This window comes from Streptomyces sp. UW30 (genome assembly GCF_008042075.1).
Lineage (GTDB): Bacteria > Actinomycetota > Actinomycetes > Streptomycetales > Streptomycetaceae > Streptomyces.
In genome coordinates this window covers 409,079-425,155 of sequence record NZ_RDBN01000037.1, presented here as the reverse complement: position 1 = coordinate 425,155, position 16,077 = coordinate 409,079, and the positions used below count along the sequence as shown (strand labels likewise).

The 16,077-nt window shown below is 71.6% G+C and carries 13 protein-coding genes; 7 read left to right on the top strand and 6 right to left on the bottom strand.

All coding sequences use genetic code 11. The features are described from left to right. Nucleotides 1-163 precede the first annotated feature (163 nt). The 3 genes from EAO75_RS20540 to rsmH form a co-directional block, all read right to left on the bottom strand. A complete protein-coding gene (locus tag EAO75_RS20540; protein ID WP_315987186.1) occupies nt 164-2,125 on the bottom strand; it encodes a penicillin-binding protein 2 in 1,962 nt (653 codons plus the stop codon). Between the two features lie 5 nt (nt 2,126-2,130). Beyond that, nucleotides 2,131-2,712 carry an FtsB family cell division protein gene (locus EAO75_RS20535; RefSeq protein ID WP_147996526.1) on the bottom strand — a complete coding sequence of 194 codons (582 nt, stop codon included), beginning with the start codon at nt 2,710-2,712 and terminating at the stop codon, nt 2,131-2,133. Nucleotides 2,713-2,790: 78 nt separating this feature from the next. Beyond that, complete coding sequence (gene rsmH, locus EAO75_RS20530; protein ID WP_147996525.1) at nt 2,791-3,747, bottom strand: 16S rRNA (cytosine(1402)-N(4))-methyltransferase RsmH; 957 nt, start codon at nt 3,745-3,747, stop codon at nt 2,791-2,793. A gap of 465 nt (nt 3,748-4,212) precedes the next feature. Between rsmH and EAO75_RS20525 the strand changes: the two genes are divergently transcribed. The 4 genes from EAO75_RS20525 to EAO75_RS20510 all read left to right on the top strand — a co-directional run bounded on the left by EAO75_RS20525 (nt 4,213) and on the right by EAO75_RS20510 (nt 9,869). Then, on the top strand, nt 4,213-4,761 hold the full coding sequence (locus EAO75_RS20525) for a beta-class carbonic anhydrase (RefSeq protein ID WP_147996524.1): 549 nt from the start codon (nt 4,213-4,215) through the stop codon (nt 4,759-4,761). Nucleotides 4,762-5,077: 316 nt separating this feature from the next. Beyond that, on the top strand, nt 5,078-6,115 hold the full coding sequence (locus tag EAO75_RS20520; RefSeq protein WP_147996523.1) for an AAA family ATPase: 1,038 nt from the start codon (nt 5,078-5,080) through the stop codon (nt 6,113-6,115). After that, a complete protein-coding gene (locus tag EAO75_RS20515; RefSeq protein ID WP_147996522.1) occupies nt 6,115-7,488 on the top strand; it encodes a DUF58 domain-containing protein in 1,374 nt (457 codons plus the stop codon). Before EAO75_RS20520 ends, EAO75_RS20515 begins: the two co-directional genes overlap by 1 nt. Further along, nucleotides 7,485-9,869, top strand: a complete 2,385-nt coding sequence (locus EAO75_RS20510; protein ID WP_147996521.1) for a DUF3488 and DUF4129 domain-containing transglutaminase family protein — start codon at nt 7,485-7,487, stop codon at nt 9,867-9,869. The genes EAO75_RS20515 and EAO75_RS20510 overlap by 4 nt, the downstream gene beginning before the upstream one ends. Nucleotides 9,870-10,043: 174 nt before the next feature. Here EAO75_RS20510 and EAO75_RS20505 read toward each other — a convergent pair whose 3' ends face one another. The 3 genes from EAO75_RS20505 to EAO75_RS20495 form a co-directional block, all read right to left on the bottom strand. Continuing rightward, nucleotides 10,044-10,436: a DUF3040 domain-containing protein gene (locus EAO75_RS20505; RefSeq protein WP_147996520.1), complete on the bottom strand. Its 393-nt coding sequence runs from the start codon at nt 10,434-10,436 to the stop codon at nt 10,044-10,046. 290 nt (nt 10,437-10,726) lie between these two features. Then, nucleotides 10,727-11,497 (bottom strand): class I SAM-dependent methyltransferase, encoded by a 771-nt coding sequence (locus EAO75_RS20500; RefSeq protein WP_147996519.1) that lies wholly within the window; start codon nt 11,495-11,497, stop codon nt 10,727-10,729. Between the two features lie 206 nt (nt 11,498-11,703). Then, nucleotides 11,704-12,276, bottom strand: a complete 573-nt coding sequence (locus tag EAO75_RS20495) for an SAV_6107 family HEPN domain-containing protein (protein ID WP_147996518.1) — start codon at nt 12,274-12,276, stop codon at nt 11,704-11,706. Between the two features lie 166 nt (nt 12,277-12,442). Here EAO75_RS20495 and EAO75_RS20490 point away from each other — a divergent pair, with 166 nt between their 5' ends. From EAO75_RS20490 to EAO75_RS20480, 3 genes are read left to right on the top strand one after another with little or no spacing between them, the layout of a single operon-like run. Further along, the gene (locus EAO75_RS20490) at nt 12,443-13,261 is read left to right on the top strand and encodes an ATP-binding cassette domain-containing protein (protein WP_147996517.1); all 819 of its coding nucleotides are present in this window, start codon (nt 12,443-12,445) and stop codon (nt 13,259-13,261) included. Further along, entirely contained in the window at nt 13,233-15,317 is a 2,085-nt protein-coding gene (locus EAO75_RS20485; RefSeq protein ID WP_147996516.1) for a YhgE/Pip family protein, read from the top strand. Before EAO75_RS20490 ends, EAO75_RS20485 begins: the two co-directional genes overlap by 29 nt. A gap of 23 nt (nt 15,318-15,340) precedes the next feature. Next, nucleotides 15,341-15,970, top strand: coding sequence for a TetR/AcrR family transcriptional regulator (locus EAO75_RS20480; RefSeq protein ID WP_147996515.1), 630 nt, complete (start codon nt 15,341-15,343; stop codon nt 15,968-15,970). Nucleotides 15,971-16,077 lie beyond the last annotated feature (107 nt).

Below are 16,077 nucleotides of genomic sequence, written 5' to 3'. Positions count from 1 at the left end.
GGCAAATGGGCGAACTGGCGGCCACGATCTACGGCCACCCCGGCCGCGATCTCCTCCAGATCGGCATCACCGGCACCTCCGGCAAGACGACGACGGCCTACCTCGTCGAGGGCGGCCTGAAGACGCTCCGGTCGACCGGGCTGKTCGGTGCTGATCAGGGTGGTCAGGGTTTGTAGGCGACCGGGAGCTTGGCGGCCTTGGCCCCGGTCGGCGGGACCTGGAGGGTCTTCAGCGCGAACTCCATCACCTTCTTGTAGATGGGGCCGCAGATCTGGCCGCCGAAGTAGTTGCCCTGGGTCGCGTTCTGGATGGCGCAGTAGACCGTGATCCGGGGGTTGTCGGCGGGCGCGAAGCCGGCGAAGGACGAGGTGTAGCCGCGGTACTTGCCGGTGGCCGGATCCACGCGGTTCGCCGTACCCGTCTTGCCCGCGACCCGGTAGCCGGGGATGCGCGCCTTGGTGCCGGTGCCCTCCCGGTCGCCCACGACGGACTCCAGCATCTGGGCGAGGGTCCGCGCCGTCCTGGCACTGATGACCCGGGTCTTCTCGGGCTTCGCCGCTTCGGTGAACTGCCCGTCGGGTCCCTCGGTGCCGCGCACCAGCGTGGGTTCGACGCGTACGCCGCCGTTGGCGATCGTCGAGTAGATCGAGGCCGCCTGCATCGCGTTGAGGGACAGGCCCTGGCCGAAAGGAATCGTGTACTGCTGCGAGGTCGACCACTTGTCCGGGGCGGCCAGGATGCCGGGTGTCTCGCCGGGGAAGCCGAGGCCCGTATACCTGCCGAGGCCGAACTTGCGCAGGTAGTCGTAGAGGACCTTGTTGGACTTCGACTGGGTCCTGCCGAGCTGGCCGGTGGCGAGGATGGTGCCGATGTTGCTGGACTTGGCGAGCACGCCGTTGAGCGTGAGGTACCAGGTGTCGTGGTCGATGTCGTCCTTGAAGAGCCGGTCGCCGCGGTGCAGCCGGTTGGGCACGATGACATGCGTGCCGGGCGTGGCCACGTTCTCCTCCAGTACGGCGGCCATCGACATGACCTTCGCGGTGGAGCCGGGCTCGTAGGCGTCCTGGAGGGCCGCGTTGCCCATGTTCGCGCTGCTGGCCTCGGAGAGGTCGTTCGGGTCGAAGCCGGGCGAGTTGGCCATGGCGAGGATCTCGCCGGTGCGGGTGTCCTGGACGATCACATAGCCGCGGTCCGCCCTGGACTCCTGCACCTGCTCGGTGATCGCGTTCTGCGCGGCCCACTGGATGTCGCGGTCGATGGTGAGCTCGACGTCGCTGCCGGGCACGGCGGGCGTCTCGGTGGAGCCCACGGTGGGGACCTGGCGGCCGCCGGACTGGGCGTAGCGGATCTCGCCGTCCTTGCCGGACAGCTCCTTGTTCAGCTGCTGCTCCACACCGCCGCCGCCCTTGCCGTCGGCGTTGACCCAGCCCAGTATCCCGGCGGCGAGGTCGCCGTTGGGGTACACGCGCTTGCTGCTGGCGACCGACAGAACGCCCGCGAGGACGTTGACCGTGCTCTTGTCGGTCTCGGCCTTGGTGGTCAGCGCGTTCTTCAGGTCCTTGATCTGCTTCCAGACCTGCGGGGTCTGGCGGCTGGCCAGCAGGGTGTAGCGCAGGTTCCGGTTCGCGGGCCGGAGCTTGTTGACGATCTTCTCCTGGTCCTGGCCGAGGATCGGGGCGAGCAGGGCGGCCGCCTGCTCGGGGCCGTCGTCGATCTTCAGCTGGTCGCGGGAGAACAGCGTGGGGTCGGCCGTGATGTCGTACGCGTCCACGCTGGTCGCGAGCGCGACGCCGTTGCGGTCGGTGATGCCGCCGCGCTCGGCGGCCAGGGTGTAGCCGACGTACCGGTTCTTCTCGGCCTTGGCGGCGTAGGTGCTCGCGTCGACGCCCTGCACCTGGAGCAGTCGTACGACGAAGGCGATCAGGACGAGGGTCAGGGCCAGGCTGACCATGCGCAGCCGGGGCCGGGGCCGGCCGAGCCGGATGGCGACGGTGGCCCCGGGACGCGGGCGTGCCGGGCGGCGGGCCGGGCGGGCGCCGGGACCCGGGCGCCGCTGGGCACCGCCTGATCGGGCGGGCTTCGCGGGTCCGGGCACGCGGCGGCGCGGCGGTTCCCTGTCGGACACTTCCGTCACCTGCCGGGGGTCGGGTACGGGGAGGACTGGGCGGACGGTGCGGTCTGCTGGACGGGAGGCGCGTACTGGGGCTCGGTCTGGGCCGTGACCTGGCCGGCCGCGGGCTCGGACGCGTCGGGGGTGGCCGAGGTCGGCGTGGCGCTGTACTCCGAGGACGCGCCGTCGAGGGCCTCGGGAGCGAGGACGAGGGGGGCGCGGGCGACGGTCTGCCCGGCGGGCGCGGCGCTGGGGACGCCCTTGACGGTGCCGTCCGGGCTGAGGAAGGCCGGGTCGCCGCCCGGGATCATGCCGAGTTCGCGGGCCCGGCGCTGAAGGGCGTCGGGGGCGGAGTAGGCGTCGATGTCCCGCTGGAGGGACTGCTCCTCGTCGGTGAGGGTCTTCGTCTCCTTCTGGAGGTCGTCCTTCTGGAACGCGCCCTCGCTGAGGGCGGAGTTCAGCACGAGGAGTCCGATGAGGCCGCCGCCGAGGAGGAGGACGACCAGGAGGACGAAGGGGGCACGGGCGGCCTGCCCGCCGCCCGGAGGGAAGAGCCGCGCGAGCCGGGCGGCCCGACCCCTCAGTTCGGGTTTCCTACTCACTCGCCCTCCCCCGGGTCCGGTTTCCCAACTCAGGGGTTCGAACCCTGGGCCCGGACGCCCGCCCCTGCCTCACGGCCTTCATTCGATGGACTCCCTGATGCGCTCGGCCCCGCGCAGGCGCGCCGGTGCCGCGCGCCGGTTCTCGGCGACCTCTTCCTCCGTGGGAAGTTCGGCACCGCGCGTCAGCAGCTTGAGCCGGGGCTGGTACTGCTCGGGGACGACGGGCAGCCCGGGCGGGGCGGTGTTGGCGGCGCCGGCCGCGAACACCTGCTTGACCAGCCTGTCCTCCAGCGAGTGGTACGACAGGACGGCGATCCGTCCGCCGACGCCGAGGGTCTTCACGGCGGCCGGGATCGCCCGCTCCAGGACGGAGAGCTCGCCGTTGACCTCGATGCGCAGCGCCTGGAAGGTGCGCTTGGCCGGGTTCCCGCCGGTCCGCTTGGCGGCCTGCGGCAGGGCGTCCCGGATCAGCTCCACGAGCCGGGCGCTGTTACTGAACGGCTCCTTCGCGCGCTCGCGCACGACGGCGGCCACGATCCGCTTGGCCTGCTTCTCCTCGCCATAGGCGCGCAGGATCCGTACGAGCTCGCCGGCCGGGTAGGTGTTGAGGACCTCGGCGGCGCTGATGCCGGTCGTCTGGTCCATGCGCATGTCGAGGGGGGCGTCCTGGGCGTAGGCGAAACCGCGGTCGGCCTCGTCGAGCTGCATGGAGGAAACGCCGAGGTCGAACAGGACGCCCTGCACGCGCGCGATGCCGAGCCTGGCCAGCACGTCCGGGAGCTCGTCGTAGACAGCGTGCACGAGGGTCGCGCGCTCGCCGTAGGGGGCGAGCCGCTCGCCGGACAGGCGCAGGGCCTCCTTGTCGCGGTCGAGGGCGACCAGGTGGACCTCGGGGAACTGCGTCAGGAGGGCCTCGCTGTGGCCGCCGAGGCCGAGGGTGCAGTCGACGACCACCGCTCCCGGCGCCCGAAGGGCGGGGGCCAACAGGTCCAGGCACCGCTGGAGCATCACCGGGACGTGTCGACTCTGACTCAAGGGGCCCTCTCTGATCCGGCGCCGTACGCACCGCCGGGTCCCCGCCCGCCCCCAGCAAGCTGGGGGCGGGCGGGGACCCAGCAAGCTGGGGGACCCCCGGTGAAGGGGAGGCCTGCCGGCGCCAAAAGCGTCAGCCGGCCGGGAGCGGGAGGAGGCCGAGCCGTACGTACGCGCCGCGCASGCGGGGAGATCTCCGGAAGAATCGCCGGTGTCTCCGGGGAAAACAGTCCAGCAGGGAGTCTCGACTCCCGCTTCGCGTCACTTTAGTCCACGGTGTCGTGCGGTCAATCAACCGGCCTGCGCGTCGCCGCTTCGGGTTCCGCCGAAGTCGCACGGCCGGAAAAATGGCTCGTATGGAGGCACTCACACCACCCTTGTGGGTTAGCTCACAACAAGCCGCGATGGCGTTCTTTTGTCCGCTCTCACAACAGGACCGTTGCGGACGTGACCAGTAACGTCATGGGTATGACGACTTCTGCATCGGTTCCCACCGGCCCCGACAGTGCGATAACCCGCCGCGGCACGGTCACCGACCGTCTCGTCGACGCCAACGAGGATTACGCCGCCGCCTTCAGCGACCCGGGCATGGATGCCCGCCCCGTCCTGCACGTCGCCGTCGTGGCCTGCATGGACGCCCGCCTCGACCTGCACGCCGCGCTGGGTCTGGAGCTCGGCGACTGCCACACCATCCGCAACGCGGGCGGGGTCGTCACGGACGACGTGATCCGTTCGCTCACGATCAGCCAGCGCAAGCTCGGCACCCGCAGCGTCGTCCTGATCCACCACACGGGCTGCGGCCTGGAGAGCATCACCGAGGACTTCCGCAACGAGCTGGAGCTGGAGGTCGGCCAGCGTCCCGCCTGGGCTGTGGAGGCGTTCCGCGACGTCGACCAGGACGTACGGCAGTCGATGCAGCGCGTGCGCACCTCGCCGTTCATGCTGCACACCGACGATGTCCGGGGCTTCGTCTTCGACGTGAAGACGGGTCTGCTGCGCGAGATCGACCCCGCGTAACCGCCGCAGTGCACTCGGTGCGACGGTCGGCGTGGACGCAGTGCTGCGGACGCCGTGTGACCGTCGCACGGACCCCGCGTAACCAGCCGCGGCACCTGTCGTTCCGCTGTCAATTTGCGCTCGGGCGTGCCCAAAAGGCCGTAAGACCCGACATATCGCAGGCAGTTGTCCACAGGCGAGTGACACGAATCGGTAACGGCAGCAAGAATGCGGGTGTGACAACACGCGGAGCACTTCACGCGTGGTGTCCGTGTTCCAGGGGTGGGCCGGTCCGCGCATCGCGTCGGCCCGGAAAGAACGGGCCGAGGAGGGCCGGGTGACGACCTATGACGATCGAGCGAGCCTCACTGATCTGACCGCCACTGTGGAGCGTGTCCGCGACGCGGTGGAGGGAGTGATCGAGGGCAAGCCCGAGGTCGTACGGCTTTCGCTGACCGTACTGCTCGCAGAGGGACATCTTCTGATCGAGGACGTTCCGGGCGTGGGCAAGACGATGCTGGCGAAGACGCTGGCGCGGTCCATCGACTGTTCGGTGCGACGTATCCAGTTCACGCCGGACCTGCTGCCGTCGGACATCACGGGTGTGTCCATCTGGGACCAGCAGCGCAAGGACTTCGAGTTCAAGCCCGGGGCGATCTTCGCCCAGATCGTGATCGGCGACGAGATCAACCGCGCCTCGCCGAAGACGCAGTCCGCGCTCCTGGAGTCCATGGAGGAGCGCCAGGTCACGATCGACGGGCAGACCTACGAGCTGCCGAGCCCCTTCATGGTGGTGGCCACGCAGAACCCGGTCGAGATGGAGGGCACCTATCCGCTGCCCGAGGCCCAGCGCGACCGCTTCATGGCCCGCGTCTCCGTCGGCTACCCCAGCATGGAGGCCGAGCTGCAGATGCTGGACGTGCACGGCGGCGTCTCCCCGCTGGAGGACCTGCAACCGGTGGCGCACGCGCACGACATCGTGAAGCTGATCGACGCCGTGCGCGGCGTCCACGTCGCCGATCCGGTCCGGCGGTACGCGGTGGAGCTGGTCTCGGCCACGCGCACCCACCCCGACCTCAGACTCGGCGCCTCTCCGCGCGCCACGCTGCATCTGCTGCGCGCGGCGAAGGCGTCGGCGGCGCTCAGCGGCCGGGAGTACGCGCTGCCGGACGACGTGCAGGCCCTCGCCGTGGCCGTCCTGGCCCACCGCCTGCTGCCCACCGCACAGGCCCAGCTCAACCGGCGCACCTCCGAGCAGGTCGTCCAGGAGATCCTCCAGCGCACCCCGGTGCCCGCCGCGCAGCAGCAGCACGGCTTCGGTGGCCTGGGCCGCGGCACTCCGTCGTACGGCCAGCAGCCGCCACGGAGGCTGTGATGACCTCCGGCAGTTCGGGCCAGGCCGAGGCGGATCGCGGCGACCAGAGCGGGATCCGCACGGCACTGGCCGGTCTGACCACGCGCGGCCGCTCCTTCCTGGCCGCCGGCGTCGCGGCCGCCATCTGCGCCTACGTCCTCGGCCAGAGCGACCTGCTGCGCGTCGGACTGCTGCTCTCGGTGCTCCCGCTGGTCTGCGCGACGGTGCTGTACCGCACCCGCTACCGGGTCTCGGGCAGCCGCAGGCTCTCCCCCGCGCGCGTGCCCGCCGGCAGCGAGGCCCGTGTGCACTTGCGGATGGACAACGTCTCCAGGCTGCCCACCGGCCTGCTCATGCTCCAGGACCGGGTGCCGTACGTCCTCGGCCCGCGTCCCCGCTTCGTGCTGGACCGGGTCGAGCCGGGCGGCCGCCGCGAGGTGTCCTACCGGGTGCGCTCCGACCTGCGCGGCCGCTATCCGCTGGGCCCGCTGCAGCTGCGCCTGAGCGACCCGTTCGGCATGTGCGAGCTGACCCGCTCCTTCTCGACGTACGACACCCTCACGGTCATCCCGCGCGTGGAGCCGCTGCCGCCGGTGCGCTTCAGCGGGGAGGCGAAGGGGTACGGCGACGGCCGGCATCGCTCGCTGGCACTGGCCGGCGAGGACGACGTGATCCCGCGCGGATACCGCTACGGCGACGACCTGCGCCGCGTCCACTGGCGCTCCACCGCGCGCTACGGCGAGCTGATGGTGCGCCGCGAGGAGCAGCCGCAGCGCTCGCGCTGCACGGTGCTGCTGGACACCCGGGGCCCGGCCTTCCAGGGCTCGGGCCCGGACTCGGCCTTCGAGTGGGCAGTGTCGGGCGCGGCGTCCGCGCTGGTCCACATGCTGGAGCGGGGCTTCTCCGTGCGGCTGCTGACCGACACCGGCAGCTCGGTGCCCGGCGAGGGCGCCGACGGGTTCGCGGGCGCGAGCCAGGAGTCCGCGGACGCAGCCGGGCTGATGATGGACACCCTCGCGGTGATCGACCACTCCGACGGTACGGGTCTGTCGCGGGCGTACGACGTGCTGCGCGGCGGCAACGAGGGGCTGCTGGTCGCCTTCTTCGGCGACCTCGACGAGGAGCAGGCGGCGGTGGCCGCAAAGATGCGCCAGCGCAGCGGGGGCGCGGTCGCCTTCGTGCTGGACAGCGGGACCTGGGTGCGGGAACCGACCGATGTGCCCGGGGCGTTGGACAGGAGCGAGGAGCGGCTGCGGATGCTGCGGGAGGCGGGCTGGACGGCCCTGAGCGTGCCGCGGGGCGCTTCGCTGAGCGAGCTGTGGCGCCAGGCGGACCGAGCGCGTACGGACGCCGCCGCGGCCGGTGGCGTGTTCGGCAAGGGGGGAGCGGCATGAGCGGGCGGACACGGATGGCGCTGTGCGCCGCGGCGGCCACGCTGATGGCCGCGTGCGCGCTGCTGCCGCTGGTCTCCCCGGTCACGTGGCTGTTCCAGGCGATCTTCCTGCTGGCGATCCAGACGGGCGTGGGCATGGCGACCCGGCGGGTGCCGCTGGCCCGGCCCCTGACGGTGGCCGCGCAGGTCCTGGTCGCGCTGATGCTGCTGACCCTGACCTTCGCCAACCAGCAGGCGATCATCGGGGTGATCCCCGGGCCGGAGGCTTTCGCTCACTTCGCCGACCTGTTGCAGACCGGCACGGACGACGTCGGCCGGTACTCGATCCCGGCGCCGCTGTCGGACGGGATCCGGCTGATGCTCATCGGCGGCGTGCTGATCATAGGTCTGGCGGTGGACACCCTCGCGGTGACGTTCCGCAGTGCCGCGCCGGCCGGGCTGCCCCTGCTGGCGCTGTACTCCGTGGCCGCGGGGCTGTCCGAGGGCGGCGCGGACTGGCTGTGGTTCCTGGTGGCCGCCGCGGGCTATCTGATGCTGCTCCTGGCCGAGGGCCGTGACCGGCTCTCGCAGTGGGGCCGGGTCTTCGGCGGGGCGCCCCGGACGCCGGGCGGCGACCCGAGCGGCGCGGTGGCACCGGTCCGCTCCGGCCGGCGCATCGGCATGGTCGCGCTAGGCATCGCCCTGGTGGTTCCGCTGGCGCTGCCCGCGATGAACGGCGGCCTGCTGGACGCCGCGGGCACCGGCGTGGGCTCCGGCAGCGGGAGCGGCGGCACGATCTCCGCGGTGAACCCGCTGGTGTCGCTGCGCGACAGTCTGAACGTGGACGAGGACCGCGAGGTCCTGTCCGTGAAGACCAACACGTCCGACATGTCGAACATGTACCTGCGGATCGTATCCCTGGACGACTTCGACGGCACCACATGGCAGCCGTCCAAGCGCAGCATCGAGGCCGTGCCGAACAAGTTCCCCACCCCCTTCGGCCTGGGCGCCGACGTCCGGCGCGCGGAGGTGGAGACGACCATCTCGGCGGCGGACTGGTACGCCCAGAACTGGCTGCCGATGCCGTACCCGCCGAGCGGCGTGGACATCAGCGGCAACTGGCGCTACGAACCGCTCGGCATGACGGTCGTCGGCGACCGCCGCCAGACCACGCGCGGGGTGACGTACACCGTGCGCAGCCTCGACGTGCAGCCGACGGCGGGGCAGCTCGCGGGCGCCCCGGAGCCGCCGGCCGCGCTGAAGCGCGAGTTCACCAAGCTGCCGGACTCGCTGCCCGGGGTGGTCGGCCGGACCGCGCGCCAGGTCACCGAGGGTGCGACCAGCCACTACGAGCAGGCGGTCAAGCTCCAGGAGTACTTCTCCATCACGGGCGGCTTCCAGTACGACACGAACGTGAAGGTGGGCAGCGGCCAGGGGGCCATCGCCCGCTTCCTGCGGGACAAGCAGGGGTTCTGCGTCCACTTCTCCTTCGCGATGGCGGCGATGGCCCGCTCGCTGGACATACCGGCCCGGGTCGCGGTGGGCTTCGCGCCCGGTACCCCGCAGGGTGACAACTCCGTCTCCGTGGGGCTGAAGGACGCGCACGCATGGCCCGAGCTGTACTTCGAGGGCGTGGGCTGGACCCGCTTCGAGCCGACGCCGACCCGTGGTTCGGTGCCGTCGTACACCCAGTCGGACACCCCCGGCTCCACGCTCCCGGACGTGGCGCGGCCCTCGCAGTCGACGAGCACGGGCCCGTCCGCCACTCCCTCGACCAGCGAGAGCTGCGCGGGGCAGAACCCGGAGCTGTGCGCGAGCGAGTCGCCGGAGGCCGCGGTGGCCGTCGGCGGCGCAGGCCCGCCTTGGTACGTCCTGCTGGCGTGGGCCCTCGGCGGGGCGACGGCGCTGCTGATCCCGCTGGCGCCGATGCTGTGGCGGCTGAGGACGAGAGCGGTACGGCTGGGAGCGCATGGCCGCACCGAGGCGGACATACCGCTGCACACGTTGTCGGTCTGGCAGGAACTGGCGGACACGGCCTGGGACTTCGGGATTCCCCCGGACGACTCCCAGACCCCGCGCAAGTCGGCCGCCCGCATCGTCCGTCTGGGCCACCTCGACCCGCCGGCCGCGGCCTCGGTCCACCGAGTCGCCGACGCGGTGGAACAGGTCCTCTACGCCCCGACGCCGCGCCCGACGGCCGGCCTCGCGGAGGACGTCCGGCGCGTGCAGGCCGACCTGCGGTCCAGGGCCAAGTGGACGACGAACCTACGCGCTGCACTGGCCCCCCGCTCCAGCGTGCGGGTGGTCTGGGCGGTGTCGGACTGGTGGATCACCGTCAAGCGCCGCGCGACGGCGGCCCGACCCACCTGGCGGCGGCCGTCCGCGCCGGGGCAGCAGGGGTGAGGGTTCACGAGGGCTGAGGGGATGTGACGGCGCCGGGCAGGAGAGGCGCCGCACTCCTCGCCGGCCGGGCCCGCCCCCGGATCTCCGGCGTGGGAGGACATGCGTCAGGGGGTGACCACCCGTCGGTGGTCACCCCCTGACGCATGTCCGGGAGCTGCCTGGCAGCTCGTCGAGCTAGTGACCGCCCTGTTCGTCACGGCGGCGCTGCCAACGCTGTTCGATGCGGTCCATCAGGGAGCGCTTCTGACGTGGCTGACGGCGGGCCTGCGTACCGCCGGCGGGCTGCTCGCCCGGCTTGGGGGCCTTGCGCCAGCCGGTCACCGCGAGTACCGCACAACCCAGCATGACGAGGAAGCCCACCACGCTGAGCCACACCTGCTTGGCGACCATTCCAGCCATGAGGAGCGCGATACCTACGAGGAAGCCCGCGACCGCCTGGTAGACCCGTCGCCGGGTGTACGTACGCAGCCCGCTTCCCTCAAGCGCTGTCGCGAACTTGGGATCTTCGGCGTACAGCGCTCGCTCCATTTGCTCGAGCATTCGCTGCTCGTGCTCCGAGAGCGGCACGGAGTCCTCCTCATCGTGCAGTCGCCGGGGCGACCCGGGGGGTCCCTTCAGGATAGGCAGGGAATCGCCCCCGTGAAACCCGCCCCTCTACGCCAATTGGCCAACCGGGCTCCGGCATGGACGTCCCGGCTCGCTGAGATCTTCATTCCCCAGCGGCCGACCCGTCATGCCGGAACGGTCTCCCTCGATCATACGGCGCTGAGCGCGCGATCGGGTGGCCTGTGGCGTACTCCATGTGCCGCCAAGTCCCTGATCAAGGCGCACCCTGGCGGTCCGCTCACGGCCTCGGCTCAGGCCTGCGAGGTCTCCCTCGTCTCGCCCAGCACATGGAGCTGCGTGGCCACCGAGTGGAACGCGGACAGCTCGGCCGCCGCCTCCTCCAGCTTCAGCAGCGCCTCCACCGCCCCGGGCTCGGTGTCCACCAGCACGCCGGGGACCAGGTCGGCGAAGACCCGCACCCCGTGCACGGCACCGACCCTGAGCCCGGCCCGCTCGACGAGCTCGGTGAGCTGCTCGGCGGTGAAACGGCGCGGCATGGGGTCGCCCTTGCCCCAGCGGCCGTCCGGGTCCTCAAGGGCCTGCTTGGCCTCCTTGAAGTGGCCGGCGAGGGCGCGCGCCAGCACGGCACCGCCCAGACCGGCGGCGAGCAGGCTGAGGACGCCCTCGGAGCGCAGGGCCGCCACCGCGTTGCGGACGCCCTCGGCGGGGTCGTCGACGTACTCCAGGACACCGTGGCAGAGCACGACGTCGTACCCTGCGCGCTCGACCACGTCGAAGAGGCCGTGGGCGTCTCCCTGCACGCCCTTCACCCGGTCGGCGACCTCGGCCTCGGCGGCGCGCCGCTCCAGGGCGAACAGCGCGTTCGGGCTGGGGTCGACCACGGTGACGCGGTGGCCGAGACGGGCCAGGGGCACGGCGAAGTTGCCACTGCCGCCGCCGGTGTCGAGGACGTCCAGCGCCTGGCGCCCCGTGGCCTTCACCCGGCGGTCCAGGGCGTCCTGGAGGACCTCCCAGACCACGGCGGTACGGAGAGAGGCGCGGGGGCGCTGCGGGTCCGGCACGGCAGTTGACTCCTCGGCGCGGCACCGCCACTTGAACGGCGGAGCGAACGGGGTGCCTTCCCGGCCCCGGGTCACGCAGGACGGGGATCGGGAAGGCTTCAGGCGCCCTCCACCCTATTGCCTCCGACACCGCACCCGGCCATCACGGTGCCTGGGCGACGCCGGCCGTCTCGCTTCGTGAACGCCGCCCGGGAACCCGTCCCCCGTCAGCCCGCGTCCGGCATGTCGTCCCTCTCCCGGTGCGCCCCGCCCACCTCCTCCCGGTCCGGGTCCGTGCGCGGTTGGGGCAGGACCGGCTGGAGTACCAGCATCCGCTCGACGAGGCGCAGGAACATCGCCACGTCGCGTATCAGGTCGTCGGCGTCCCGGCGGCTGGCCGCGCCCTGGATGCCCGCCTCGGCCCGGGCGCGGCGCCGGGCACCCGAGGCGAACAGGGCGCTCCACTCGGTGAGTTCGGGCACGATCTCGGGGAGCACTTCCCAGGCGCTCCGTATGCGGGCCCGCCGCCTGGAGGTGGGTTCCGGGCGGCCCCGCGCCGCGAGCACGGCGGCGGCGGTGCGCAGGGCGGCGAGGTGGGCTGTTGCGTAGCGCTCGTTCGGGGTTTCGAGGACGGCGGCCTCGTCCAGTCCGGCACGGGCCTGGGCGAGCAGGTCGAGGGCGGCGGGCGGGGCCGTGGCCCGGCGGAGCACTGGGTGCACGTCGCTCGCCGGGCCGGTCAGTGAGGGGGCAGGGCCGGTGGCGCGGCGCCGGTGGGCGGCGGCTGCGTGGTAGCTGGCCATGACGAACCTCCTGTCGTCTGTGTGACGGCATGCCCGATACGGGCTGCCGTATGTGCCCATCGTGAGGTATGGCACTGACAATCCGTTCTGACCTGGGGTTTTGCTTCGATCGACAGTTCGGACTAACTTTTGCACTGACCAGTCAGTTCAAATTGAGGGGGCAGGGATGGGGGGAACCGTGGCCGGAGTCGGCGTCACGGCCCAGGGGCTCGGGCTCAAGGGGCCCCGCGGATGGGCGTTCCGCGGGGTCTCGTTCGAGGCCGAGCCCGGCTCGCTGATCACGATCGAGGGACCGTCCGGCACCGGCCGTACGTGTCTGCTGCTGGCGCTCACCGGGCGGATGAAGCCCACCGAGGGCACCGCGACCGTGGGCGGGGCGGCGCTGCCCAAGCGCATGGCGGCGGTGCGGCACTTCAGCGCCCTGGCCCACGTTCCGGGTGTGACCGACCTGGACCCGGCCCTGACCGTCGCCGAGCACCTGAACGAACGGGCGCTGCTCCAGCGGCGGTTCGGCGATTCCCTGCGGGGGCTGCTGCGCCCGCGTGCCGAGCGGCGGACCGAGGCACGGCTGCGGATCGACGCCGCGCTCGAGGCCGCGGGTCTCGACCGGGACTCCCTGCCCAAGGGCTCCCGCACGGCCGTACGCGATCTGGAGCGCCTGGAGGCCCTGCGGCTGTCCCTCGCGCTGGCGCTGATCGGGCGCCCGCGGCTGCTCGGCGTCGACGACACCGACCTCAAGCTCTCGGATGCCGAACGGGCCGAGGTCTGGGCACTGTTGAAGTCCGTGGCCGAGACCGGGACCACGGTCGTGGCGGTGTGCAGCGAGGCCCCCGAAGGCACGGTCAAGGTCTCCACCGAGGCGACCGACGAGTCGTCAGCCGTGGAGCAGTCGCAGGAAACCGACGAGCAGTCAGCCGTTGGGGAATCGCAGGAAACCGACGGAAAGGAGGCCGCCGATGCGCTCGCCGAGGCTGGCCGCGCTTGAGCTGAGGCGCTTCGGCCGGGGGAAGCTGCCGCGTGCCGCCCTGGTCGCGCTGCTGGTGCTGCCCCTGCTGTACGGCGCCCTGTACCTGTGGTCGTTCTGGGACCCGTACGGACGTCTCGACAAGATCCCCGTGGCGCTCGTGAACGACGACAAGGGGGCGGCCGTCGAGGGGAAGAAGCTGTCGGCCGGCGACGACATCACCAAGGGGCTGCGGGAGAGCGACGTCTTCGACTGGCGCGAGGTCAGCGCGGCCGAGGCAACGAAGGGCGTCGAGGACGGGACCTACTACCTGTCGCTGACCATGCCGGCCGACTTCAGCGAGCGGATCGCCTCCAGCGCGGGCGCCTCGCCGGAGACGGGCGCCCTCCAGGTGCGGACGAACGACGCGAACAACTACATCGTCGGGCAGATCTCGCGGACGGTCTTCAGCGAGGTGCGCGAGGCGGCGTCCACGAAGGCGTCGCGGTCGTTCCTGGACCGGATCTTCGTGTCGTTCTCCGACATCCACGGCGCCACGGTCAAGGCCGCGAGCGGCGCCGACCGGCTCGAAGGCGGCATCGGGAAGGCGGAGAAGGGCTCCAAGGACCTCGCCGACGGGCTGAAGGACGCCAAGGCGGGCAGCGGCAAGCTGGCCGGCGGCCTGAAGAAGCTCAACAAGGGCGCGGGCGATCTGGAGGACGGCTCCAGGCGGGTCGCGCAGGGCACGCAGACGCTGGCCGACAGGGTCAACGGAGTCGACGAGAAGATCGGCCCGTTCCTGAAGGACAACGAGAAGACCATCGGGGACACCGCCCGGCTGGTCGCCGACTCCTCCGGAGCCATCCGCAACAACCTCGACGACCTGGTGGAGCGCGCTCCGGCCGCCGCCAGGGGCGCCCATACGGCGTCCGACGCGCTGAACCTCATCTACAAGGCACGCTGCGAGGACCCCGTACTGCCCGACCCGGCGTGCTCCGACCTGAAGAAGGCGAAGCAGTCGGCCGCGGACGTGGCGACGATCGCCGACGACCTCAACACGCTGATCGCCGACCAGGACGGGGACCTGAAGAAGCTCGACAAGCACCTCGCCACTCTCCAGAAGCAGGCTCAGGCGCTCGCCGACCGCGCGCCCCGCCTCTCCGAGGACCTCGACGACGCCGTCACCCGGATCAACAAGCTGAACCAGGGCGCCACGAAGGTCGCCGCAGGTGCCAAGAAGCTGCACTCGGGGCTCGGTGACGCCAAGGGCGGCGCAGCCGACCTGGACAGCGGCGTGGGCGAGCTGAAGACCGGCGCGTACGACCTCAACGGCGGCATCTACAAGCTCGTCGACGGCTCCGGGAAGCTCTCGGACGGGCTGCACGACGGTGCGGGGCGCATCCCGGACTACGACAAGAAGGACCGCGACCAGCGCACCGAGGTCATGGCCGACCCGGTCCAGCTCCTCTCCAACGATCTGCACAAGGCGCCCAACTACGGCACCGGGTTCGCCCCGTACTTCATCCCGCTGTCCCTGTGGGTGGGCGCGATGGTGGCGTACATGCTGATCGCGCCGATGAACCGGCGCGCGCTCGCCGCGGGCGCTCCGGCGTGGCGCATCGCGCTGGCCGGCTGGCTGCCCGTGGTGGCGATCGGAGTGCTGCAGACCATCGCCCTGATGTCCGTGCTGCACTGGGCGATCGGGCTCCAGATGGCGCGCGCGGCCGGCACGGTGGGCTTCCTGTTCCTCGTGACGGCGTGCTTCGCCGCGATCGTGCAGTGGCTGAACGCCCGCTTTGGGGCGGCCGGCCGGATCCTCGTCCTGGCCCTGCTGATGCTCCAGTTGACGTCCGCGGGCGGCACCTACCCCGTCCAGACCAGTCCGGGCTTCTTCAACGCGCTTCACCCCTTCCTGCCGATGAGCTACATCGTCGAGGCCCTCAGGAGGCTGATCACCGGCGGCGGCCTGGAACCGGTGTGGCACGCGTGCGTGGTGCTCGTCGCCTTCACCGCGGGCGCCCTCGCACTGACCGCGCTGTCGGCCCGTCGCCGTCAGGTGTGGACGCTCGACCGGCTGCACCCGGAGCTGAGCCTGTGAGCGCGCGCGGGACAATCAGCCCCATGGAAAGCAGCAGCGCCGCGTCGGGCGGCAGCACGCGCCGTGAGGCCACCCGGCAAAAGCTCTACGAGGCGGCCGTCACGCTCATCGCCGAGCAGGGCTTCTCCGCCACCACGGTCGACGAGATCGCCGAGCGGGCCGGGGTGGCGAAGGGCACGGTCTACTACAACTTCGCCAGCAAGTCGGTTCTCTTCGAGGAGCTGTTGCGGCACGGAGTGGGCCTCCTCACCGCCTCTCTGCGGGAGGCCGCCGAGCAGACCGCCAGGGAAGGCGGCGGCAAGGTGGACGCCCTGGACGCGATGATCCGCGCGGGGCTGGTCTTCATCGACCGCTACCCGTCCTTCACGCAGTTGTACGTCGCCGAGCTGTGGCGCACGAACAGGGCCTGGCAGTCCACGCTGATGGTGGTCCGGCAACAGGCCGTGGCGGTCGTCGAGGGTGTGCTGCGCGAGGGCGTGGAGAGCGGCGAGTTCAGCGAGGAGATCGACATCCAGCTGACCGCCGCCGCGTTGGTCGGCATGGTCCTGGTGGCCGCGCTGGACTGGCAGTCCTTCCAGCCGGAACGCTCCCTGGACGACGTACATGCGGCGCTGTCCCGGCTGTTGCAGGGCCGGGTGAGCGGACGCCGCTGAAGCAGCGGTCACAAGGCGTACACGAAAGCGCCGGTCCGAGTGTGGCCGCGTCCCCCGCGGGCCATGCTCGAACCGGCGCCCTCTCGTGCTCCCCCGTTCCCCCGTAC